Below are 24,772 nucleotides of genomic sequence, written 5' to 3'. Positions count from 1 at the left end.
ATGAATACTAAAATAGAATTAGTTATTTTTGATTGTGATGGCGTTGTTATCGATAGCGAAATATTAAGTGCGCAGGTATTAATAAACATGCTCGCTGATATTGATGTGAATATTGACCGTGCGTATGTACAACAACACTTTTTAGGTTGTAACTTTAAAACAGTCACACAAAATTTATTTGATACCTTTAATGTAACCTTAGCTGAAAGCTTTGAAGCCGATTACCGAGAAGCACTTTTAAAAGAGTTTGAAACGGCACTGATACCAACAAACAATATTAAAGATGTTTTACAGCGATTATCGGTAGCGTGTTGTATAGCTACAAGCAGTAGTCCTAAACGCACAGCCAAGGCATTAAACGTTGTAAATCTTGAGCAGTACTTTAATAAGGTATTTACCTCAAGTGAGGTGAAAAACGGTAAACCAGCACCAGATTTGTTTTTACATGCCGCTGAGCAAATGGGTGTTAAACCTCAACATTGTTTAGTGATTGAAGACTCTAAAGCGGGCGTGTGCGCAGCACTTGCCGCAAACATGCAGGTCCTGCATTACAGTGGTGGCACTCACATGCAAGGCGCAGTGAACTTTGTTCACCAAGCTTATCCAGATGTTGCGCATTTAACGCACTGGGATGAGTTTTATAAACAGTTTACGGCATTACAAACACAGTAATAGAACAGTGCGTTACGCTTTTACACTGACAAAGCATAACGCTCAATGCATAAAGTATTAAATAGATATAGTAGTAGCATTATAAGAAGACACAGTATTGAGTTAATTATTAATTTAAACATTAAACATATATTTAAATTAATAATTAGTGCTGTGTTTAAAACAATAGGAAAATACCATGGCATCAAGTCCACACACACAAACATTTAAAGATGTTAACGAAGAGCAGCTTCCCGTTGCTAATAGCAAGCTTCATGGTTGGAAGCATTTTGCAGGTTTATACGCTGGAGAACACGTAGCGGCAACTGAGTTTGTTATTGGTGCAACGTTTGTTGCATTAGGCGCTTCGACAATCGACATTTTATTAGGTTTATTAATTGGTAACCTTTTAGCTATGTGTTCTTGGTGGTTAATTACAGCCCCAATTGCTGTTGAAACCCGATTAAGCTTATATAATTACCTAAATAAAATTGCGGGTAATTCAATGACCAAGCTCTACAACTGGGCAAACGTCATCATATTTAGTGTTATATCGGCCGCCATGATCACTGTATCATCCACGGCCGTTCGGTTTTTATTTGATATACCTGCTCAACTTGATTGGTATCCTAATAGTTTATCATTTGTTGCTATTGTACTGGCAGTAGGCTCTATTGTTGTATTTGTAGCTATGTATGGTTTTTCTACGGTTGCTGACTTTTCTAAGCTATGTGCACCATGGTTATTTGTTATTTTTATAGCGGGTTCATTTGCACTTTTCCCAGAACTTTCTAACCATGTAATTGGCTCTACTTCATTAAGTAGCTTTAGTGACTTTATGACCATAGGTGACTCCTCCATTTGGACGGGCACGAATGCTGATGGTGAAAAAGGTATTGGCTTATTAGAAGTAATTGGTTTTGCGTGGGCAGCTAACTCTATCACTCACTTTGGCTTAATTGATATGGCAATCTTTAGATTTGCTAAGCGTAAAAGCTATGGTTTGTTTTCAGGCGTAGGTATGTTTTTTGGTCACTACCTAGCGTGGATCTCTGCTGGTATTATGGGCGCGGGTGTTGCTGTATTACTTAAAACAACTATTTCGTCGCTTGATCCAGGTGACGTTGCTTACCATGCTTTAGGTTGGACAGGCTTTGTTATTGTAATTATTGCAGGCTGGACTACAGCAAACGCAAACCTTTATCGCGCTGGCCTTGCTGCCCAATCTATTTTTGTTAATCAGTCTCGTGAGCGTACAACAGCAGTAGTAGGTGTTGTAACGGTTATAATTGCGTGTTTCCCATTTGTATTTTCACAAATGCTACCACTGCTTACTTACGCAGGTTTATTAGTAGTACCTGTAGGCGGTATTGTATTTGCTGAACACGTACTGTTTCCAAAAATTGGTTTAACTCGCTACTGGGCTAAATACAAAAACATTACACGTAGCGTACCGGCTATTGCATCTTGGGCGCTGGCATTAGTATTTGGTTTTGGATTAAATGCTATTGATGTAATGTCGTTTTACTACCTATTTATTCCTACTTGGTTTTTCACAATCATTGTTTACACACTGCTTGCTAAAAAATATGGCGCAGGTGAAGACTACACGCAAGAAATTGCTGCTGAAGAGCAAGAGTTACAAGCAATTAAAGAATACCAAGAAAGCCAGGCCAAAGACTTAAAAGCGCCTATTATCGACAGCTCTGTATTTACAAAAGTACTAAACGCTGTATCAACAATTTCATTATTGATTATTTTTGGATTTGCCAGCCAAGTGATGTTTTTTAGCGACACGATGAGCGTATACGGCGATAACAAATCTCAATTTGAAATAGCTTGTTTTATTTGTACTGTGATTTATTTTGCTAGTGCTTACTGGTCTTTAAAACGCCACAAAACACTTAATGCAGTCGCATAGTATATAACCCCTTTTTATAATTAATTTTTGTTTTAGTAAGGCCGCACCATGACGCAACAACAGCACACTGAAGCTCTAGTAACAGGGCTAAACCAGCAAAGCTTGGCACAATTACCAAGCCATGTAGACACACCAAACTATGACCGTAGCAAGTTAAAGGCGGGTATTGTTCATATTGGTGTAGGCGGTTTTCACCGTGCTCACCAAGCTGTTTATATCAACGAGCTTTTAAAAACGCCAGGTTCTGAGCAGTGGGGCATTTGTGGTGTAGGCCTATTAGAGGGCAACCGTGGGTTGCGCAATACGCTAGTAAAACAAGATTACTTATATACGCTAACGGTAAGACACCCAAATGGGCAAATTGATAACAAAGTTATAGGCTCTATGATTGACTTTTTATTTGCCCCTGAGGACAAGCAAGCAGTAATTAATAAACTTGCTCATAGCGATACGCATATTGTGTCGTTAACTATTACCGAAGGTGGTTATAACTTTAACCCAGTAACGGGTGAGTTTGATTACAGCAATCCTGACATCGTTAACGATATTAATAATCCAAACGACCCAATTACAGCGTTTGGTTACATTACTGCAGCGCTTAAGCTTCGTAAAGATCAAGGCCTTGATGCGTTTACAGTGCAGTCGTGCGATAACATTCAGCACAATGGTAACGTTACACGCAAAATGCTTTTAGCTTTTGCAGCAGAGCAAGATAAAGAATTAAGCGAGTGGATTGCCACTAACGTTACGTTCCCAAATGCAATGGTTGACCGTATTACGCCAGTATCTAAGAAGAGCGATATTGATTACGTTGTTGATACTTATGGTGTTAGTGACGAGTGGCCTATTACGTGTGAGTCGTTTACACAATGGGTGATTGAAGACTCATTTTGCTGCGGACGCCCGGATTGGGATAACGTAGGTGCACAATTTGTATCTGACGTAACACCGTATGAAACAATGAAAATACGTTTATTAAATGCAGGCCACTCAGTACTTGGTTTATTAGGCTCTGTACATGGTTATGGCACAATTGACGAAACAGTATCAGATCCTTTGTTTGCTGAGTATTTACGTGCATTTATGGACAAAGAAGTAACGCCTAATCTTGAGCAGTTAGAAGGTATCAACCTTGAAGTGTATAAAGATACACTAATAGAGCGCTTTGCTAACCCAAATATCAAAGACAGCTTGTCGCGTATTTGTTCAGAGAGTGCCGCTAAACTTCCTAAGTTTTTAATTGCTACTATTAACGAGAATATCGCGCAAGGCCGTGATGTTTCACTTGCCACGCTTGTTATTGCTGCATGGTGTTTTTACAGTGATAAAGGTGAAGATGAGCAAGGTAATAAGCTTGAGGTAATAGATGCAATGCAAGGTGAGCTTCATGAAGCTGCGGCTAAAACAGCGACTGATGACCTTGCATTTTTATCATTAACAAGCTTGTTTGGCAGCTTAAATGAACAAAGCGAATTTACTTCTCATTATAAAGATAATGTTGAAGCGCTATATGCACCTGCGAGCAAAATTAAAGCAATTATGAAAAACGTACTTGAGCCTAAAGGTAAGTAATAATGAGTATTTTAATTAACTCTAAACAAGGTAAAGACGTAAGCGTAAGTTGCTTTGGCGAAGTACTATGGGATTGTTTTGCAACAGGTAAACGCTTAGGTGGCGCGCCACTGAATATGTGTGTACGTATTAACTCGCTTGGCATTAAAGCCGACATGATAAGTGCAGTAGGTAACGATGAGTTAGGTACTGAGCTCCTTGGCGAGATAAAAGCTAAAGGTGTTAGCTGCGAATATATTGCCGTTAATAACGACAAAGAAACCAGCACCGTACAAGTTACTTTAGATAAAAGCGGCTCAGCCAGTTACGAAATTGTAGCGGATACGGCCTGGGATAACATTACACTTACCGATGCGTTAATTGAAAAAGTTAAAGCTAGCGACGTATTTGTATTTGGCAGCTTAATTGGTCGAAGCGAAGCATCACTTGCTACATTAAACCAGTTAGTTGATGTAGCAAACTTTAAAGTATTTGATGTTAATTTACGTGCGCCACATTACACGTTAGATACGTTAGTTGATTTAATGAATAAAGCCGACTTTATCAAGTTGAACGATGAAGAGCTTTACGAAATTGCTAAAGCAATGGGCTGTAAGTTTCATTCACTTGAGCAAAACTTAGCGTTTATTGCAGAGCAAACGAATACTGAATACCTATGTGTAACAAAAGGCAGCCACGGCGCATTACTTACCGTAAAAGGTAAGAATTACTACAACTCAGGCTATTTAATTAGCGTTGTAGATACTGTAGGCGCTGGAGACTCATTCTTAGGTTCGTTAATTTATCAGTTATGTAGTAGTGATTGTGCCCAGCATGCCGTTGATTTTGCATGTGCTGTAGGCGCTATGGTTGCCGAAAGTGCCGGTGCCACACCTACACTCACTCATGAACAAATCAACGAATTTATGAGCCCGACATAGTTTAAAAATTCACAGTTGCACCCAATCATTGTGTGTGTAAGCGGTTTTACCTTTTAGGTAGAGCCGCTTTTTTTTCATTAATTTTTATTTAATGTTTACACAGTGAGCAAAGCGCCTAAAAAGTAACTCAAATCCGCCAAGGTATTAGCTATTCGTCTTATTGCTCGGTGCTTAATCCTTTGTTAATGTTCGTCGATTATTCACGGATTGAAAAGGCGGGGCGGGATTTATGCGCTCTATACACAAAATACAAAAAGAGAAACGTGCTTTATGATCATCTTTTTTATCTGTATCACTATATTAATACTTGGTTATAAATTTTATAGCCCATTTGTAGAAAAACAAGCAGGTATGGACTCAACCGTTGATACACCTCAAAAGCGCTTTAGCGAAGGTGTTGATTATGTTGCTATTCACCCTGTGCGTGCATTTTTAATTCAATTTTTAAATATTGCTGGCGTAGGTCCTATTTTTGGTCCTATTTTAGGTGCGCTTTACGGCCCGGTTGCTTTAGTATGGATTGTACTTGGTAACGTATTAGGCGGCGCTGTTCATGACTTCTTCTCAGGTGTGATGAGCATTAAAGAAGATGGCAAAAGCTTACCTGAAATTGCAGGCCATTATTACAACGTAGTATTTAAAGGCTTTATGCTGATATTTACCGCTATGCTACTGTTTTTTGTAGGCGTTGTATTTATTATGAGCCCAGCGGGCTTGTTAAGTAACTTAGATGTTTTTCAAGATACGTTTTTTGCTAACAATACCTTTTGGGTACTTGCCATTTTAGCGTACTACTTTTTAGCAACGTTACTACCAATTGACAAAATCATTACTAAATTTTACCCAATCTTTGGCGCACTAATGATTGTAATGACCGTTGCAATCGCCGTTTCATTATTAATTAATGCTCCACATTTGCCAGTGGCGGGTGACTTTTTAGCGTACTTTGAGGCTGACCACGCGCACGATTTTTTAGAGCCTAACCCAGATGGTTTGCCAACGTGGCCATTACTGTTTATTACAATTACATGTGGTGCTATTAGTGGATTCCATTCTACTCAAGCGCCTATTATTGCCCGCTGCTTAACAAACGAAAAATACGTACGCCCAGTATATTACGGTGCAATGATGTGTGAAGGCATTGTAGGCTGTGTATGGGCACTTGCTGGTATTGCAGCTTTCCCTGAAGGCTATGCAGGCTTAAAAGCATTGCTTGACCAAGGTGGTCCAGGCTTAGTTGTTAACCATGTAGCAAATAGTTACTTAGGTGTACTTGGTGGCATTATGGCGATTATTGCCGTAGCTGTTTTCCCAATTACATCGGGCGATACAGCGTTCCGCTCACTGCGCTTAACGGTTGTTGATGCATTTAATATTCCGCAAAGCTTACGTAACCGTTTATTGTTAGCGATCCCTATTTTAACTATTGCTTACTTTATGACTAAGTTAGATTTCTCGTTGATTTGGCGCTACTTTGCATTTTCAAACATGTTGCTTTCAACAAGCGTACTATGGCTTGCTACTAAGTACTTATTTGATAGACGTGCTTTTCACTGGATAGCAAGTGTACCTGCGGTTATTGCTACAGGTGTAACATTGTCATACATAATGACAGCGGCGATTGGCTTTAACTTGTCTGCCGATTTAGGCAAACCTATTGGCGCAGCAGTCGTTATTATTGGTTTAATTGCTTTAGTTTTTGTTCACTCTAAGCATAAAGAAAATGCCGCAGCGTAAGCGCAGCATTTTATAAATCACAAAAAAACGAGCTATTTAATAGCTCGTTTTTTTATGCGTAAAATAATTGATCAGTACTTTAATTAAGAGCGTAGCTACTCATATGCAGCCTAGTCATTACGCTGGCTGTGTGGCAAGCTCAAAGTAGCTATTATCATCAAGTGTTTTGCTAATCATCATCGCGCCTTCAAGTAGACTTACGGTTTGAATTGCAGCATGTTTAGGTTGCTGCTCACCATTGGCTAGGTGCGCCTCAGTAAGCCATTCTAAATTTTGATTAAAAAAACGTTTAACTTCAAAGCGCACCTTTTCTGGCAAGCTGTCACTTTCAGCACCAAGTAAGCCGCATAGGCACATTTTTTTATCAAAAAGTAAGGCGCTCCTAAACAGCTGTGTATAAACCTCAATAGGGTTTTTACCGTTAGCTTTGTGTTCACTTGGCGAGCCTAATGCATTTAAAAACGCATTAGTGTATTGATGAGCAAGCTCAGCGCCTAAATCAGCTTTAGTAGGAAAATGGTAATGAACACTGGCACTTTTAATACCTATTTCGCTTGCCAGTTCCCTAAAGCTAAAGTTACTGTAGCCACCAAGGCGAACTTTGTTTTCTGCTGCTTTAAGTAACGCTTCTTTTTTACTCATTTTAATTATACCTTGCTTGTAATGCAGAAATTATCGACCAGTAGGTAGTCGTTTTCAAGTCATTTATTGTTAAATAAATGGCATCTGCTCAGCTGCTCATCAATAAACATTCGAATAAATAGTAAGTTTAAAATTTGACATAAAATTACTTTAATTATATAAATTACCTATCGATAGGTAGGTTATTGTGCTTTCGATATCCAACTAATTTAATAACAGGTGATTTATGAAAATTTATGACGTAGAAAACTTCCCAAACCCATTACGTGTTCGTATAGCATTAGCTGAAAAAAATGCGACTGAGCATGTTGAATTTGTTCCAGTAGATTTACTTAATGGCGAGCATAGAACAGGCGCTTTTTTAGCAAAAAACCCTTTGGCAGGTGTACCTGTGCTTGAGCTTGATGATGGTACATTTATATCTGAAAGCACAGCTATTACAGAATACATTGATACTGCTTTTGAGGGGCCATCATTAATGGGTGAAACTGCAAAAGAGCGTGCAGTGATTAATATGATGCAAAAGCGAGCTGAGTCTATGGTGCTTGACGCTGTGGCTACTTATTTTCATCATGCGACAGATGGTTTGGGTCCCGAACTTGAAACGTACCAAAATGCAGACTGGGGTAAAAAGCAGGGTGAAAAGGCGCAACAAGGTTTAAGCTATTTTAATGATGTACTAGCACAATCAGCATTTGTTGGCGGTGAGCAGTTTAGTATTGCAGATATTACTTTATACGCAGGCCTTGTATTTGCTGGGTTTGCACAAATCGCTATTCCTAGTGAGCTTACTCATTTAATAACATGGCAAGAGAAAGTGGCACAACGAGAAAGTGTTGCTGCTTAAAACACACTTTAATAGGAGCTTTAAATGAAAATACTAGCCGATTTTAGTCAGCGTGTTGTGGTGCATAGCCAAACATTAGACTGGGTTGCTTCACCTATGCCTGGTGTAGATAGGCGAGCACTTGATAGAGTAGGCGATGAAGTTGCGCGTGCAACTAGTATTGTACGTTATGCCCCAGGCAGCGAGTTCTCTCCTCATGTACATACCGGAGGTGAAGAGTTTGTGGTGCTTGAAGGGGTATTTCAAGACGAGCATGGCGATTTTCCACAAGGCTCCTATATTCGTAATCCGCCACAATCAAAGCATAAACCAGGCTCACAAAATGGCTGCATAATATTTGTGAAACTTTGGCAATTTCAACCACAAGATAGAACCCATGTACGCCTACAAACGCAATACATGGGCAGCGTGAAACACGCGGCATTTAAAGGGCTTGCCATTACGCCGCTTTATAAAGATGACTATGAAGACGTGAGCCTATTGCACTTTGAAGCCGGTGCTAACATGCAAGTTAGCGCAATGGGTGGTGGTGAGTTACTTGTGCTTGAAGGCGAGGTAAGTGAGCAATCAGATGTACTAGTAAAACACAGCTGGTTAAGGCTACCCATTAATACTGATCTTAATATAACCGCTGGTAAGCAGGGTGCAAAAGTGTGGCTAAAATTAGGGCACTTAACCGATGTAGATAAGCAAATAGCGCGTGTGCAAAGTGCTTAACAATTACCATTATTCAGCAGTATTGTTTGATTTAGTTCAGGATTAATTAACTTAATAGGGTGTACTTTTATAGCTTAACTCAGCCAATGTTTGGCATTTGAATGTAGTTACTACTAACTTAACTAGAACAATTGAAGTCTTAGATTTTAATTAATTCAACCAACAGGCTGTAAATAAAATAAGCGCACCCGATTAAGGAGAGCTGCATGGTACACACAACACATGGTTTATCTATTGGTATTGAACGCGCAGGCAGAGAATTCTTTTTAAAACTAAAAGCTGTGGGAACGCTAACCCATGAAGACTATAAAGTAATTACCCCCATGATCGATTCTGCCCTTGGCGAGGTTAAACACCCTATAGCAAATGTACTTATTGATGCCAGTGAGCTAGAAGGCTGGGAGCTTCGCGCCGCATGGGATGATTTAAAGCTTGGCGTAAGGCACTCAAAAGAATTTAATAAAATTGCTATTTATGGCAATCAAGAATGGCAAGCCCGTATGGCCAAAATAGGCAATTGGTTTATTTCAGGCGAGGTGCAATACTACGAAAACGCCACCGCCGCCATAGATTGGCTAGATGAATAACGTGATTAAAAACGCATAAGTTGCAGCACCCTAAAGGGGGCTTTTTTATGTATAGGAGCATTATTAAGTAGTTGGATTTGCTTTATTTGAGTTGTTAATACTGCTATACACTAATTATTATTCAAACTACATATTATAAAAATAATGAAACACATACTTGCCCTTATTCTATTAGTCATATTTTCTGCGTCAACTCAGGCAAAAGATAACACTATATTTTCGCCCGTGAGCGATTTGTTTTTAGCTGTATCTAACTTTGATCATGAAAAAATGCGCGCGGCTGTTGATGATTCATTCCTGCTTTTAGAGCACGGTGAAGTATGGACCATTGATGACTTTGTAAATGTTGTTAAGCCCGCTGATTACATCAGAACGAATTATTTTAGTGTTATAAATTCGCGTGTAGAGGGAGACGTTGCGTTTATTAATTACTGGAATAAAGCCAATTTCAAAAACACCGAAAAGAGTGCAGATATTTATTGGTTAGAAAGCGTAGTTGTATCAAAAGTGGGCGACAAGTGGCTGTTATCGCAAATGCATTCAACCCGTTTACCTCAAGGTGAAAGTCCAAAGGGTGTTACTTTTATTAAGCAATAACTATTAATTAGCTTAAAGCCCCAGTTTATGGGGCTTTAACTGTTTAAATTACATCAGCTAGCACTGGTAACGCCGGAAAAGCACCTTTAGCCAAACACGCTTTAGAGCCACATTTAAGTGTAGGGTGCTAATGTCTTGCCAATTTATATGCGCTAAATGCGCTTGCGTTAATAATACATCGGCTGTGTTATGGCGATAAAAGCCAAAACTACGTTCGCCTGTTTTATCAAGGCTTACTATTACCATTGCGGTTTGTGAGCCAGCAATGACAAATAAATAGTCTGTATTTACATTATATTGCGCTAATGCATTATTTAATTGATTGGCAAAATGATCATCCCCTTTACCACCACAAAATGCAGCCTCACCGCCGAGTTTTGCATAGCCAACAGCTACATTGGCAGGTGTATCGCCAGGTATAGGTAAATAGGCCGAGTTATGAGCATCTTGTGGCAGCATATCAATTAATAGCTCGCCTAAGCACAGGAGTTTTGTCATTTTGAATATCCTAAAAAGCCTAGCAAGGCTAGGCTAAAAACGTGAAGGGTGTTGTGTTATTTATTCATACTTTAAAAGGCGCTACAGTGATTGCTCACCGTAGCGCAATACACACAATTAGTTAAAAGCGTATTTTAAAGTAACCGACGTTGTGCGACCGTTAATAGTACGGGCGCGAATAATGTCGTTTTCAGGTATTGAACCTTCTTCAGCTTCTGTAATACCTACTGTATCGAATAGGTTGTTTACATTAAGCGCAAGGTTTAAGTTTTCAGATAAGTCGTAGCTTACAAATGCATTTACTTATGTAGCCGTCAAACTTAAGGTCGTTGTTATCTTGAGCGTAAGCATCAGTTGTACCAATAAAGCTTACACCTGCCGCGCCTTTATCGTAGTTGCAGCGCGCCATTAGTGAGTAAATTAAATCCGCTTGGCGACGTGGTGTGTTACCTACAACTTCAGGAGTTAGCGCATCTTTTGCAATTTCTGCATCGGTCCAAGTAAAGTTACCTCTAAAGTCCCACGCACCTACACTTAAACTAAAAAGCCTAACTGCTTTAAAGCTATGCTAATACAGTGCTATATGACTTAAATAACATTATTAATTTTTTGTGACACTTGGCTGATTGAAGATTTTTAATTGAGGCGCTAACTTCATCTATAATTTGTGTTTACGCTTCTTTTATTAGGGCCTTATATAGGCTAAATAAGTGATTGCTAAATTAGGCTATGTATATCCACACACAGCCTAATATCACCTACAAGTCTCTTAAAGCTTGCTGAATAGGGGTTTTAAGTAATTTAACTAAAGGCGACAAAGTTGCAGTTACACACAATATTAGTGTGGTTAAAAGTGCGATGAATAATGCAAGTAAGTCAAAGCCAAGTAAAGTTGATCCAATCAATTTATAAAAAATAAAACACGTAATGAGCGCCAATATAAAAGCAAAGAGTATTTGTTTGCAGCGATTAAAAACGATAAAACCGTCAGTAGCCCCTATAGCTAACAATACACAAATAGATTGTTTATCTAGCCTAAGTTGCGCGAGTACTTGATACCATAAGCCACTAAAGATCCCTGCAAGAATGATCAGTGTAATTATTAATCCAAACCAAAGTAAATCAGTTGATTGTTGATCAAATTTGGCCAAAATATCTGCTAATGTTGCTGCTTTATGGATATTAATATTTGAGGCTTGTTCGCTTAACCAACGATTAAAGTCACTGTTGTTACTAAGTGCGTCAATGTTGCTTGATAGAATTGAAAAATTTTTTAACACTTCCTCATCATATATATTCAAGGGTAAATATAAAGTGGGCATAATGCTTTGCCTGCGACCCCAATGAGGGATATCCTCACTGATCCCAATAATTGTGAGTTGCTGGTTTTCTAAACCGTAACTAATCGTCGTGCCAATGAGTGAACTCAGCTCTTGCGTACTACTTAAATGCTTAGCAAGGGCGTGGTTGATGATCACACCATTTTGCCAATTAGCTAATTGTTTCCCTTGAACATCCACATCAAGTAAATCAAAAAAATGGCTACTTACATAGCTTGTTTTGATATCCATAGCTTCCTTTGCACCTTGCCCAGCAAGCGTATACTGTTGTAATTTTTCAAAAGGGGATGACAAAATTACTGCTTGCGGGTCTACTTGCTGTATCTTATTTAAGGCTTGGCGCCAAGAAATCGCAAAGTGTCCAGAGTCTACACTTACCTGAGCAACAGATAAGTTAATATTGCTGTGTTTATATTTTTGCCACTGAGAGAGAACAACATTACTCAGCGCATAGGTGGCTGTTAGAGCAACGCTTAATTGAATGACTAAAATTCCTCCGGCTAACGCCTTTTGAAACAACGACACCCGAGTATTTGCCATACGAGTAAACAATGATCCCTTGAGCAAATTTACAAGGGGGATGAGTGAACATAAAATTACGCTCACAGTTATCATTGCGATTGCACTGATAAAACTTACACTATCTACAGACAAGTATTTATCAGTAAATAATAATTGGTAGCTGGTACTGCTAGTTATTAACTGACTAAGCAAGTATAAACTTAATACACTAAGCAAACTTATTACCACGATTTTCAGACATGAAAAAAGGAGCGCAGGTCGAATAAAGTCGTTCGATTGTGCGCCTAACAACTGTAAGGTTTTATACTCATCGGTAAACACAATTGCTTTACTGCTGGAAATTGAAAATAAACTAAATGTTAAAATAAAAAACAGTGTAACAATTAAACCTAATAATAACTGCCATAGTAGTACCATATGCTGATACGACTTAGGGTCAAAATTTATGCCCGAAAAAATAACTAGCGGCAATGGTGATTTACCAAAAGACATACCTTTAACACTTAAATCTATACTCTCCAATTGTTTTTTTGTTTGCTCAGGATCAAAAGACATTTTTGCAGAGAACACGCCATAATATAAAGGTGCAGCTTGTAAAAATCGGTCTACCATTGAGTCATTGGTAAAAGGAGTGGAATAGCGCAAAATATCTTCTGGTAGCCATACATCGACATGATTAACTCCCACTTGATTGTATTTTTTATTTAAAACCCCAAGAATTTGTATACCTCGCTCAAGGCGTTTATAGGAAAGTATTTTTCCTTTAATATTAGCATCACTTTTGAGTGTTTCTCGCCAAAACTTTTCAGTGATCCACGCACCAGACACTTTGTTATTTTTTAGCACGTCAATCGCTAAATTGTCGGCCATATTAGGTGAAAAAATAGCACTTCTGACATTGCTTAACTTTGCGTTATCAATTGAAAAGTTGAATTCTTTAAACACGAGCCATGATACATCTTCAACCATTGGTAGTGTTTTTAGCTGATCAAGCGCTTGTTTACTAACTGCACTTAACCGGTTATCTTCGCTCAACCTGCCTAGTGTATACAAAGGCTTATTTGTATTGGTCCAGCTTGGGTTTTCATAAAAAAGCATGCTGCCTAAGCGCAACGCGATACTTAAAAGGGCGGCGGTTAAAGCAAATCCAAGTAATAATATAGCCAGTTTTAAATATTGCCCACGCCAACGTCGCCATTGTGTCAACAGCTCAAAGCCTAGATTACTTACCATCATAATCTATCCGTCCATCTAAAATTCTGATTCGGCGCTTGCAGCGTTGTGCAACGCTTTCATCGTGTGTAACGACGATGAGTGTGCTGCCTTTATCACATAGCGTATGTAATAACGCCATTACTTCATCACCCGTAGCTTGATCAAGGTTTCCCGTTGGTTCATCCGCTAATATCAGCGCAGGTTTATTTACCAGAGCCCTTGCAATGGCAACACGTTGCTGTTGGCCACCCGAAAGCTTATCTGGCGTGGTGGCGTGTTTGTCTAGTAACCCCACATCATTAAGCGCCTCTTTTGCACGGTCAATGTACTCACTAGATTTTATGGCTTTATTAAAGCGCATAGGCTGCACTACATTCTCCAGCACTGTCATACTGGCTATTAAATTAAAGTTTTGAAATATCCAGCCTATGTGGGCATTGCGCACCAAACTCTTTTGTTTACGGGTCAACGCTGTAATGTTTTCACTACGTAGTAAATAGTTACCAGCCGTTGGTTCATCGAGTAAACCAATAATAGATAATAGAGTTGACTTACCACTACCAGAAGGGCCCAAAATAGCGATTGATTCACCATCATTGATTGTTAAATTAATGTCTTCCAATACAGGCTTGGCATTGGCTGAAAATGACTTTGATACTTGTTCTAACGTAATTAACTGCTCCACTGTGCGCTCCTTAGCTGGGGTTGTTGTTTTTATTGTTATACCTATTTTTATTTTTACATCGCTTTTATAATTCAGTTAAATCATTTGGAAGTGTGCTTAATACTAAATCCCCTTCATTTAACCCAGCTAAAATTTCAATATATTGCTCACCCTGTAAGCCTATTGTTACTTCTTTAGCAAAAATTTCTCCCTCTTCGTATATATATACATTTTGTGTTAGCTGGCGAGGATTTAAATAAATGGGTTTGGCGATACGTAATGCGTTTTCTTTGTCTGCTACTAATACGTTGGCAGCAATAGATAAGTTACTGATTGCAGATGTAGGTACTTGCTGTATAAATGCAGCTTCTAGTTTTATTTGATTCGCCTCAATACTTGGAAACACCCGCACAACTTTTGCGTTATATAAAGTACCTTTAATTTCAACCTTCACAGGCATGCCTATTTTTATAGTATCAGCTGCGCTTGCGGGGGCGAGTAATTCGGCATAAAGGCTATTTTTATCTGATAGTTTAGCCAGTACCGTTCCTTTACTCACGGCTTGCCCAACATCAATTTCATCAAGTAACTCTGTTAAAATACCACCTTGTGAGGTTTTTATTTCAAGATTTTGTACATCACTGTATGTGAGGGCAAGCTGTTGTTTTTCAGATTCAAGGGTTAGGTCTAATGCTTTTTCCTCATACTCACGCGCCGTTAAAAAAGCTTTTTCACTGCGTTTTGTTAAATCTAATTTTAAGCGAATTTGTTCAAGCCGCGTTTTAGCTTTTAAAAAATCAAGTTCACTTAGTAGCTGCTGTTTATGTAATACATCTAAAGTGGCAATTTCTTGCTCTGCAAATTTTAGTTCGCTTTGCGCCATAGCAACGTCGTTAGCCAGTTGTGTTGCTTCGCGCTGTAATTTAGCTAGTGCTGATACATGCATTGCTTGTGCTTTTTGCCAGTTTAATTTTGCTATATCGTATTGGCGTAATAACTGCGGATTAGATAACGTAAGTACAACGGTATTGCTGGCTAAATGACTACCCGGCAGCACATTTAATTGGCTTACATGGCCATCAATTTGTGCCACTAAACTACTTGACACGCGGGGTTTTAACCGACCAAACACGGCAACTTGCTGCTGTACTGCACCTTTTTCTACCGCTGAATATTTGATGTCGTACGCTTTATTACTAAATAATACCGTTAGCACAAGCCAAATTGTTGCCACTAATACCAATACACCCGAAGCAAACAGTAAAACAGTTCTCGATTTTATTAAGTTGGAATCTTGCTTTGGAATAGTTAACATTTATTGCCCTTTTAGCTACTAAGCACGCATGGCGCTAAAAATTAAACACTATTGCGGGTTGAACCCGATTAATGGGATCTCAATTAAATACCACGGGATAGTCGCGTGTTTTTGCATGGTCAGTGCAAAGCGTTTACGGCGTTTGTTTACTTTTATAAGTGCGTCTGTAAAAGCTCCTCCTTCTGAATAAAGATATGTTCCATCTTTTGGATCTGTAGGTGCATCAAAATATAAAAATACATAGTGGGTGTTTTCAGGAACTTGTATATTTGTAAAAGCGAGTAACTCCTCTGTAGTGATATTAATAGTCAACTTTTGGTTAGTTACTAGATCTTTTAAATCAGGGGCAACTTTAATGGCTTCTTCATAGCTGAGCCAATGATTGTTTTTGATATCAAATAAGTATCCAGCTTCTGTGTAAGCATGCCCTCCGGCATTTAAAAAAAACTGCTCAAAGGTATCAAAGCGCTTAGTGGTGCCACGATGCCACTGTTCTACTTTATTGGCTTGGTCAGTAAAGCTTTTCATTTCTTCAGTGATCTGTATATCGGCAAAGCTGCTTGTATGGGTAAAAAGCAACCCAGCAAAGGCAAGTTTTAGAAGGTGTTTTATCATTTTAATCTCCATTTAAAATATCAAAACTCTATTGCGGCTTAAACCCTATTAATGGGATCTCAATTAAATACCAAGGAATAGTAGCGTGCTTTTGCAGGGTCAGCGCAAAGCGTTTACGCCGCTCATAACTTTTTATTAATAGTTTTTTAACTTCAGGATCGGAAGAATAGTGAGCAGCAAACATATACGTCTTTTTTTTGGCGTTAACGGGTTTATCAAAGTATAAATATATATAGTGGGTGTTTGCAGGCACTTGTATATTTGTAAAAGCGAGTAATTCCTCGGTGGTAATATTGATATTGAGTTGTTGTTGGCTGAGTAGACCATTTAAATCAGGGGCAACTTTAATGGCTTCTTCATAGCTGAGCCAGTGATTGTTTTTGATATCAAATAAGTACCCCGCTAATGTGTAAGCATGGCCTCCGGCATTTAAAAAAAACTGTTCAAAGGTATCAAAGCGCTTAGTGGTGCCACGTTGCCATTGTTCTATTTTATTGGCTTTATCTGTAAAGCGGATCATTTCCTCAGCGTCGTAAACCTCGGCAACACTGGTTGTATGGGTAAAAAGCAATGCAGTAAAGGCAAGTTTTAGAAGGTGTTTTATCATTTTAATCTCCATTTAAAAACAGTAACGACTCCATACTGTTACTGTGTGACTATCTAATATTAAGGGCAATTAATAGTACAAGGATCGGCCTCAGTGCAGATTAGTTCTTGACCTCCAGGCCCTTGCGCTTGACAAGCGAATTCTCCATTTTCCCAGCTACAAGTGCTATCACCGCACGCTGCATACACACCAATACTCACACTGCTTACGAATACACCAATAATTACTTTTTTGATAGTATTAGTCATTATTAAATCTACATATAAAATGTAAACCCTGAATTGGGTACTTTTTAAATTATCGAACCGCTTTCATTTTGTCAACATCGTGTTTACTTTTCTTTGTGAAGAATTATTTTTGCTTTTTTAAATAAATTCGTTCTATTCGATGAGTTTAAAATTTTAGCGGCTTAAATCCGATTGGGATCTCAATTAATATTACTTTGTAAAGACGCTCAATTGTTCTTCAAGCCAAAGCATAAATGCACTTACGCGCTTGGGTAGGTGGTGCCTATTTGGGTACAAAATGTTGATTGGTAGGTCGGGCATCGCGTATTGAGGCAAAACTTGGACAAGTTCGGCAGATTCCAAATGTTTACTAATACCATGAATAGGGGTTTGAATAAGTCCAAAGCCATTTAGTGCGGCGCTTAAATATGCCTCTGAGGAGTTAACAGTAAGCTGGCTTTTCATCGTTATTGATTGCAATTGATTATTGCTATCTAAATATTCGAAACCCGGATCAGGGATACCAAGTGTTTGACTGTAGCGAACAATGTAATGATTTTTTAGATCGTTAAGAGTTTTAGGTAAACCATGATTTTTTACATAATAACGGCTTACGCAATTTAAAACTTTAAAGCTACCCAAACGTCGTGCAATTAACGATGAGTCGGTAAGTTCGCCCACTCTCACTACGCAATCAAATCCTTCTTTAATGACATCTACTCGTCTATCGGAGCTGCCAAGTTCTATTTCAAGATTTGGGTGCATTTTTAAAAACGAACTTAAGTTTGGAATTATGGTATCTCGACTAACAGCTTGTGGCATATCTACACGTATTCGGCCTGTTAAACCTTTATCTTCACTTACAAATAAATTTTTTAAATCGTCAGCGTCGCTAATAATTCCCAGTGCACGTTGATAAAATAGCTCACCGTCTGAAGTCATATTTACAGTGCGTGTAGTACGGTGTAATAAACGCGTATTTAATGTACTTTCGAGCATGGTTACTGCTTGCGATACACTTGACTTAGGAAGATTTAAGCTTGTTGCTGCTTTAGAAAAACTACTGAGTTGCGCTACTTTAATAAAAATACGTATTGCGTTTAGGTCCTTCATAATACCTCCTATTGTTCGTTTATTTTGAACAGTGTAACTCTTTTCAGCCTGTTTATCTTTGTTGCTTGAAAAAATATACTGGCTTGGAGGTTATTTAACTCCCCGCTTTTATTTTCAACAGGATATAACAATGAACAAACGAATTGCAGTGATCACAGGTGGTAATCGTGGGCTTGGTAAAAGCACGGTGCTTTGCCTTGCAAAGCAAAGTATCGATTGCATTTTTACTTACCGTAGTCATGAAAAAGAAGCAAAAGAGGTTGTAAAGCAAGTACAGGATCTAGGCTCTAAAGCGGTTGCATTGCAATTAGATGTAAGTGATATGCTCGGCTTTGAGGGTTTTGCACAGCAACTACAAAATGTCCTGCAGACTCATTGGCAACAAAGTGAGTTTGATTACTTAATTAATAATGCAGGGGTGGGGCTTACTAGCAGTTTTGCAGACACAAGTGAATCAACTTTTGATACGTTAATAAATATTAACTTAAGGGGAGTATTTTTTGTTACCCAAACATTGTTACCCTTTATAAAAAACGGTGGTCGTATTATTAATTTATCAAGTGGTTTAACGCGTTTTTCATTACCTGGTCATATTACTTATGCAATGACCAAAGGTGCAATAGAAGTAATGACAAGGTATTTAGCTCAAGAACTTGCACCTAAAAATATTACGGTAAATGTTGTAGCCCCTGGTGCAATTGAAACCGATTTTGGTAATGGCGTCGTTCGTGATAACGATGAAGTAAATGCGTTTATTACATCACAAACGGCAATGGGCAGAGTTGGTGTAACAGACGATATAGGGCCTATGATTGCTAACTTATTAGCGGACGAAAACCGTTGGATGACAGGTCAACGGCTTGAGGTATCGGGCGGTATGTATATGTAATCATACCAACCGGCATGAATCTTTGAGCAATTTAGTGAATTAAATTTCACTATAGCGTCGTCTAAATTTTTATTTAGAACAAATAGGTACAAAATTTTTGCCTAGTTATAGCGTAATTTTCTTAACGTTAAGTAGTCCCTATATATAAACAGATTGGTACCATTTATTAAAAAATTATAACTTGAGACAATAAAAAAACCGCTCAGTGAGCGGTTTTTTGCATTTTTTACTAAAGGAAATTTAGTTAGAACGTGTAACGAGCACCTATTGAGTAACGCGGACCGTATTGATTAGCAAATAAGAACTGCTCTTCGTAACGTCCGTAACCTTCTTCGGTGGCATTATTTAAGTTTATGCCATCAAAAAATACCGTTACGTTTTCGTTTACATCGTAGTTAACGCTCATATCCCACTGGCCATACGCTTTAGCATATTGCGGAGGCGCATCAGCTGAACCTTGCGCTTGGCCTACACCAATTAGGTACGAGTCGCGCCATGCGTAAGTAATTTTAACCGATAGGCCGTCTTTTTCGTAAAAACCTTGAAAGTTAGCTGAGTCACTTAAGCCTGTAAGTGGAGCTTGTTGATCTAGGCTTTCGCTATCAAATTCAACGTCGCCATCTACAAACGTTGCGTTAACACCAACACCAAAACCAGTTTCGCCAATTAAGTGCTGAACAGCTATTTCAAAACCATCTACCGATTTACTGTCAGTGTTTTGCGGTTGGCTAATATTCCATGTAATTAGCGGATCGTCGCTGTTTGGTTCAATAACGCCATTTGCATTGCCGTAACCGCTGGCAATCATTTGTGCAAAAATAGCGTCGGTTGTTGCTTGCTCACCACGTGATTCAATATCGCTTACGGCTTGTAAGTAACGAGGGCCGTTTAAAATATCGTGCAAGCCATCAATAGTAGTTTGCGTAATGGTGGTTTGAATAAAGTTATCAACATCTTTTTTGAAGTAACCAACAGATGCGTAGCTGCCTTCTGCGTAGTAATATTCAAGTGATAAATCAAGGTTTGTTGATTCAAACGGCAGTAGGTTTGTATTACCTTGGCTACCTGTACGAGAACCCGGTTTTGGGCTGCCTGTTAAACTACGGCCACCGGCTAAATTACCTAGTGGTGCACGCGACATTGTTTTACCCCAAGATACGCGGGCTACTACGTCTTCAGTTAAATCAACACTTACGTCGATTGAAGGCAGTAAAACATCGTAATCACCTTGTTGTTCTAAGAAGTTATCATCGCCGCCAGCAGCGTATTGCATGATCCACTCAGAGGCGCTTATCCAATTAACTTGATCTTCAACGCGTTGACGTACAGTACTGGTTACGTCTGTTTGCTCGTAGCGTAGACCTGCATTTACTTTTACGTAGTAGTCACTTACATCAAACTCCCAGCTTGATTGAACATAAAAGCTATTAGTGATTTCTTCTACGTAGCTCTCGCTGTCAATACCATCCATATACGCATTAGCTGCGTATGCATCGCCGCCTGTTACATCTGCTGTTAAATAAGCAATTTGACGTGCTACTGCTTCGTCAAAATCGTAGGTGTAGTAGTAATTAGGTTGTAAGTCGCTACCGCCGCCAGCAAATTGATCTAAAAGACCCGACGTATCGTGGCGAGTAAACATGCTATCTGGGAATATTTCTGTGTACGATGGGTTAAAACCAGGGCCACCTACTAAACCACTCCATGCAGTGTAACCACCGGTGTTTTGCTCAGTACGTGATGCGCCAAATTTTACTTTAACTAAACCAATGTCATAACTTTCGTTATACCATGTTGTATGTAACTGTAATTGTTCAATGTTTGATTCACCCGGTGAGTGAGTAAACTGACTAAAGTTTGAATCAATTTCGCCAGGCGTTAATTCACTTGTGCCATTTAACCAATTAACTTGTGCACTTGGAATGTCGCCTGTGCGGTAATCATAAATTTTATTAGCTAGCTGATCAGAACCTAAAATTACTTGGCCGGCACTTCCCAGCCCATTGTCGGCGCCGTTATCAGTTTCGTTCTTAGAGTCGTGGTAATCAAGCTCTACGTGCCACGTGTCGCTAATTTCCCAATCTAGGTTTAAACCAAGTGAGCGTGCTTTTACTTCTGTAGTGCCTTTGTTGGCTGTAAACGAGGCATCGTTACCGCTAATATCAGCATAAACAGCTGTACCATTTTCATCTAGTTCGTAGCCATTAATATTGCTACCAAAGTCGTTCCAAATACCCCAACCAATGCTCTGAGAACCTGTAACTGCTTTACTTGCAGTGTAATCAAGTGTTGCTACAAAGCCATCTACCGGTGCAAACTGAAAAGTAACTTGGCCGTTTGTACGTTCACGCTCTACATCTTCAATAGCGTAGTTCATGTCTTTAGGGAAATAGTAGTTGCCTGATGGGGCTGTGCGGTTATCAACCACGTTGCTGCTATCTAATTCAGGTAGGTCTACATTGGCCTGCCAGCCTTGAATATTGGCACTTTGTTTTTGAAAGTCGCGCTCTTGGTGCGAAAAAGAAAAACCAAAACCAAAGGTGTCATCTACAAATGTGTTGCTATAAACAGCAGAAAGCTCTGGCGTTACATCATCACCCGCTTCGTTAGACGAGTCATGATTAGCTTTAATAGTTGCTGAAAAATTTTGACCTGGCTTTTGGAAAGGACGCGCGGTAGAAATATTAACCGTAGCACCTAAACCGCCGCTTGGTACATCAGCGCGCGCTGTTTTAAATACTTCTAGTGCGCTTACGCCCTCAGATGCAATGTTTTCAAGGTTATACGAGCGCGTATAACCAGTACCTGGCATTTGGCGGCCGTTTAGCGTAATTAAGTTAAACTCAGGGCCAAAACCACGTACCGTAATTTGGCTTCCTTCACCGTTAGCGCGACTTACCGATACACCGGTAATACGTTGAAGAGACTCTGCTAAGTTAGTGTCTGGAAATTTACCCATTTCTTCAGCCGAAATGGCATCTACCACGCCTGATGAATCGCGTTTCATATCCATAGAACGAATAAGTGAACCACGAATACCTTTTACTTCAATAACTTCTACATCAGATGAAACGCTTGTGTCTGCTTCGGCGGCAATAGCTGTATTTAACGTGCTCGCAGCAATGATAAGAGACACAGAAGCCGCAAGTTGGCTCTTTTTAAAATTGAATGTGTTCATAATAGCTCTGCTTTATAAAATGTTGTCAAGAGAGTAGGTGCTGTGTGAGCACCTATATTTGTCAGTTAAAAATGGGTTAAGGGTTAGCAATAGTAACATTATCAACGCGGTAAACTGCGCCTGCACCTAGCCCCCAACCAGGAAATATCATTAATACATCTATCGCACTCACATCTAAACCAGCAGCTGATAAATCAGAAAGTGTATAAGTATATGTTTGCCACTCATTTAAAACAGGAGCTACGCCTTGCATACTTGCAGTTAATTCTAGCTCCACCGCAGAGTCACCTTCGTTTGATTCAACTTTGAAAAACCATGGAGCATCGGGTGTGCTTGGCATACTTGTAACTTTCATGTCGAACGTAATTTGACCAGCGGTTAAAATAGAGCTGGCATCAAATGCTTCGCCGCTCCCGCCAACAGATGTACGGCTGTTAAAACCCATTACGGTAGGCGTATCATTTATAGTAAATTCTGCTGTTATACCATGTTGTTCATCATCCATTGCTTCCACTGGCGTAGAGCCGCTACAGCAGTCCCACATTGGCCAATCTACGTTTTGCGTGTCAGAAAAGATATCAAGCTCAGGGAAGTCTTGCGTAATTTTTACATCGTCTACTCTATAAACAGCGCCGTTACCCGTTCCCCATGTAGGGAATATCATCACTACATCAATAGCGCTAATATCTAAGTTTGCTGCCACTAGATCTGATAATTTAAACGTATAAGTTTGCCACTGGCCTACAACTGGCGCTAGGCCTTCAACACTTTGTGTAATAGGTAACTCGGCAGCAGTTGCGGTATCGCCAGCGCTTTCTAGCTTTATAACCCAAGTAGAGTTTGGGTCCGCTGGAGCACTCATTACTTTCATCTTAAACTGAAAGTATCCTTCTGCTAGAAGTGGTGTTGCATCAAAAGGAGAGGCGACACCTGACTTATCAATAATATTCTCAGTTCTTGAAATAAAGCCATTAACAGTCGGGTTTTCACCAACACTAAATTCAACTGTATTACCTTGTTGTTCATCAACAATAAGTGCTGGTGTTGAACCTCCGCAACAATCCCATGCAGGCCAGTTAATATTAAAAGAATTACCAAATATGGTTAATGGAGTAACACCGCCGGCAATAGGTACTGGCGCTTCACCCTCTAGTAGAGCATCGTCTAGGCTGTCGTAACCTGGGCGAATAGTTTCGCATCCTCTACCGGTATCTGGGTTTGATGCACATTGATAAACGCGTACGTAGTCAATTGCAAACGTTTGGCCGTTTGTAAATGCGCTTGCATCTACGCCTAACTCGTTTACGTTTTCAGGCCAGTCGCCGCCTACTGCTAAGTTTAATAGTAGGTGAAAGTCTTTATCGTAAGGAGCGCTATCCCAATGAGTTTCAAGCTCGCCAGAACCTTGTTCAAAGTACTCGGCAAACCAACCGCGATGTTTCAAACCTGCCGCTTCGCCTTTGGAATTATATAATACTTCTGATTGGCGCTGCGTTGCATATAGATAGCCATCTACGTACCAACGAATTTCACCTTCTTGCCATTCAATAGCATATGTATGAAAGTCATCGGCTGGGTTAGTACCTTCAGGAAATTTGTACTCTTTTCCGGTGTGGCTGTTATCTGGCCACGCTCGGCCGTAATGCAATGTTCCGTGAATGCTTGACTCAATACCGCCATCTTCATCAGCAGCTTTAAGGTTTACAGACTCTAATACATCAATTTCGCCTGAGCGTGGCCATGTACCGTATTCTTCATCTGTTGGCAGCATCCAAAATGCTGGCCAGCTTCCTTGACCCGAAGGTAGCTTTGCACGTACTTCAAAGCGGCCATAAGTAAAGTCAGCATTATAACGGGTATTTAAGCGCGCAGAGGTATATGGCTTCTCAGCACCTTCTGTCGCTGGGAGGGCTACAATGTTTAACATACCGTCTTGAATAAAAGCGTTTTCTTCGCTGTCGGTGTAACATTGTTTTTCGTTATTACCACCGCCGTCGCAGTTTAGTTCATAGTTCCATTTATTAGTATCAATGGCAGAGCCGTCAAACTCGTCGCTCCATACCATTTGCCAATCTGAAACAGGCTCAGAAGCATCAATATTTTCAAAATTAGATGTTGTGGCAGAGTCGCCACCACAGCCTACTAAAGATGCTAAAGAAATAGCAGCTAGCAAGCGAGCAATGTGTGTTTTTTGTATGTTCATAGCTGAACCCCGTTTTCACAGATTATTGTCAGAATGTGTTGGTACTTATTTTAATAACCGTTTTTCCGCTGTAAGCGCTTACATTACTTATGTGTTTTTTGTAAGCGCTTACAAATGATATTGCGCAGTGCGTTAATGGTCAACATATTTGTTTATTTTATTTACATTTAGTTTACGGTAAGACCAGTTTACCAG

20 protein-coding genes and 2 pseudogenes are annotated in these 24,772 nt (G+C 39.5%); 10 read left to right on the top strand and 12 right to left on the bottom strand.

Translation table 11 applies throughout. The features are described from left to right. From V6260_RS09050 to V6260_RS09030, 5 genes are all read left to right on the top strand, one after another. Positions 1-672, top strand: a complete 672-nt coding sequence (locus V6260_RS09050) for an HAD family hydrolase (RefSeq protein WP_341593764.1) — start codon at positions 1-3, stop codon at positions 670-672. Positions 673-850: 178 nt separating this feature from the next. Next, positions 851-2,572, top strand: coding sequence for a hypothetical protein (locus V6260_RS09045; protein ID WP_341593763.1), 1,722 nt, complete (start codon positions 851-853; stop codon positions 2,570-2,572). Positions 2,573-2,620: 48 nt separating this feature from the next. Then, positions 2,621-4,144 (top strand): mannitol dehydrogenase family protein, encoded by a 1,524-nt coding sequence (locus tag V6260_RS09040; RefSeq protein ID WP_341593762.1) that lies wholly within the window; start codon positions 2,621-2,623, stop codon positions 4,142-4,144. Between the two features lie 2 nt (positions 4,145-4,146). Next, on the top strand, positions 4,147-5,064 hold the full coding sequence (locus tag V6260_RS09035; protein ID WP_341593761.1) for a carbohydrate kinase: 918 nt from the start codon (positions 4,147-4,149) through the stop codon (positions 5,062-5,064). Between the two features lie 270 nt (positions 5,065-5,334). After that, entirely contained in the window at positions 5,335-6,801 is a 1,467-nt protein-coding gene (locus V6260_RS09030; RefSeq protein WP_341593760.1) for a carbon starvation CstA family protein, read from the top strand. Between the two features lie 117 nt (positions 6,802-6,918). On the opposite strand, the gene V6260_RS09025 is transcribed toward V6260_RS09030, so the two are convergent. Then, positions 6,919-7,443 carry a TetR/AcrR family transcriptional regulator gene (locus V6260_RS09025; RefSeq protein ID WP_138540338.1) on the bottom strand — a complete coding sequence of 175 codons (525 nt, stop codon included), beginning with the start codon at positions 7,441-7,443 and terminating at the stop codon, positions 6,919-6,921. A 226-nt stretch (positions 7,444-7,669) separates the two neighbouring features. On the opposite strand from V6260_RS09025, the gene V6260_RS09020 reads away from it, so the two are divergent. From V6260_RS09020 to V6260_RS09005, 4 genes are all read left to right on the top strand, one after another. Further along, positions 7,670-8,290 (top strand): glutathione S-transferase, encoded by a 621-nt coding sequence (locus V6260_RS09020; protein WP_341593759.1) that lies wholly within the window; start codon positions 7,670-7,672, stop codon positions 8,288-8,290. A gap of 24 nt (positions 8,291-8,314) precedes the next feature. Then, a complete protein-coding gene (locus V6260_RS09015; protein WP_341593758.1) occupies positions 8,315-9,007 on the top strand; it encodes a cupin domain-containing protein in 693 nt (230 codons plus the stop codon). 206 nt (positions 9,008-9,213) lie between these two features. Further along, positions 9,214-9,594: an STAS/SEC14 domain-containing protein gene (locus V6260_RS09010; protein ID WP_024032784.1), complete on the top strand. Its 381-nt coding sequence runs from the start codon at positions 9,214-9,216 to the stop codon at positions 9,592-9,594. 144 nt (positions 9,595-9,738) lie between these two features. Then, complete coding sequence (locus V6260_RS09005; protein ID WP_341593757.1) at positions 9,739-10,191, top strand: nuclear transport factor 2 family protein; 453 nt, start codon at positions 9,739-9,741, stop codon at positions 10,189-10,191. 117 nt (positions 10,192-10,308) lie between these two features. Here V6260_RS09005 and V6260_RS09000 read toward each other — a convergent pair. From V6260_RS09000 to V6260_RS08960, 9 genes and pseudogenes are all read right to left on the bottom strand, one after another. Further along, a pseudogene (locus tag V6260_RS09000) lies at positions 10,309-10,689 on the bottom strand (PfkB family carbohydrate kinase); the annotation flags it as partial. 117 nt (positions 10,690-10,806) lie between these two features. Beyond that, positions 10,807-11,221, bottom strand: a pseudogene (locus tag V6260_RS08995) (TonB-dependent receptor domain-containing protein); the annotation flags it as partial. 226 nt (positions 11,222-11,447) lie between these two features. After that, the gene (locus V6260_RS08990) at positions 11,448-13,787 is read right to left on the bottom strand and encodes an ABC transporter permease (protein ID WP_341593756.1); all 2,340 of its coding nucleotides are present in this window, start codon (positions 13,785-13,787) and stop codon (positions 11,448-11,450) included. Continuing rightward, positions 13,774-14,451 (bottom strand): ABC transporter ATP-binding protein, encoded by a 678-nt coding sequence (locus tag V6260_RS08985; protein ID WP_341593755.1) that lies wholly within the window; start codon positions 14,449-14,451, stop codon positions 13,774-13,776. The genes V6260_RS08990 and V6260_RS08985 overlap by 14 nt, the downstream gene beginning before the upstream one ends. 64 nt (positions 14,452-14,515) lie before the next feature. Continuing rightward, the gene (locus tag V6260_RS08980; RefSeq protein ID WP_341593754.1) at positions 14,516-15,745 is read right to left on the bottom strand and encodes an efflux RND transporter periplasmic adaptor subunit; all 1,230 of its coding nucleotides are present in this window, start codon (positions 15,743-15,745) and stop codon (positions 14,516-14,518) included. A 48-nt stretch (positions 15,746-15,793) separates the two neighbouring features. Then, entirely contained in the window at positions 15,794-16,360 is a 567-nt protein-coding gene (locus tag V6260_RS08975) for a hypothetical protein (RefSeq protein WP_341593753.1), read from the bottom strand. A gap of 28 nt (positions 16,361-16,388) precedes the next feature. Continuing rightward, positions 16,389-16,967 carry a hypothetical protein gene (locus V6260_RS08970; protein ID WP_341593752.1) on the bottom strand — a complete coding sequence of 193 codons (579 nt, stop codon included), beginning with the start codon at positions 16,965-16,967 and terminating at the stop codon, positions 16,389-16,391. A 59-nt stretch (positions 16,968-17,026) separates the two neighbouring features. Then, the gene (locus V6260_RS08965) at positions 17,027-17,215 is read right to left on the bottom strand and encodes a hypothetical protein (RefSeq protein ID WP_341593751.1); all 189 of its coding nucleotides are present in this window, start codon (positions 17,213-17,215) and stop codon (positions 17,027-17,029) included. 189 nt (positions 17,216-17,404) lie between these two features. Further along, complete coding sequence (locus tag V6260_RS08960; RefSeq protein WP_341593750.1) at positions 17,405-18,307, bottom strand: LysR family transcriptional regulator; 903 nt, start codon at positions 18,305-18,307, stop codon at positions 17,405-17,407. 130 nt (positions 18,308-18,437) lie between these two features. Here V6260_RS08960 and V6260_RS08955 point away from each other — a divergent pair, with 130 nt between their 5' ends. After that, a complete protein-coding gene (locus tag V6260_RS08955) occupies positions 18,438-19,196 on the top strand; it encodes an SDR family NAD(P)-dependent oxidoreductase (RefSeq protein ID WP_341593749.1) in 759 nt (252 codons plus the stop codon). 244 nt (positions 19,197-19,440) lie between these two features. Here V6260_RS08955 and V6260_RS08950 read toward each other — a convergent pair whose 3' ends face one another. Both V6260_RS08950 and V6260_RS08945 read right to left on the bottom strand, forming a co-directional pair. Then, entirely contained in the window at positions 19,441-22,374 is a 2,934-nt protein-coding gene (locus tag V6260_RS08950) for a TonB-dependent receptor (RefSeq protein WP_341593748.1), read from the bottom strand. A 76-nt stretch (positions 22,375-22,450) separates the two neighbouring features. After that, positions 22,451-24,577 (bottom strand): family 16 glycosylhydrolase, encoded by a 2,127-nt coding sequence (locus V6260_RS08945; RefSeq protein ID WP_341593747.1) that lies wholly within the window; start codon positions 24,575-24,577, stop codon positions 22,451-22,453. Between the last annotated feature and the right edge of the window lie 195 nt (positions 24,578-24,772).

Source organism: Pseudoalteromonas aliena, assembly GCF_038155085.1.
Classification (GTDB): domain Bacteria; phylum Pseudomonadota; class Gammaproteobacteria; order Enterobacterales; family Alteromonadaceae; genus Pseudoalteromonas; species Pseudoalteromonas aliena_A.
This window is presented reverse-complemented; position numbering and strand designations above follow the sequence as displayed.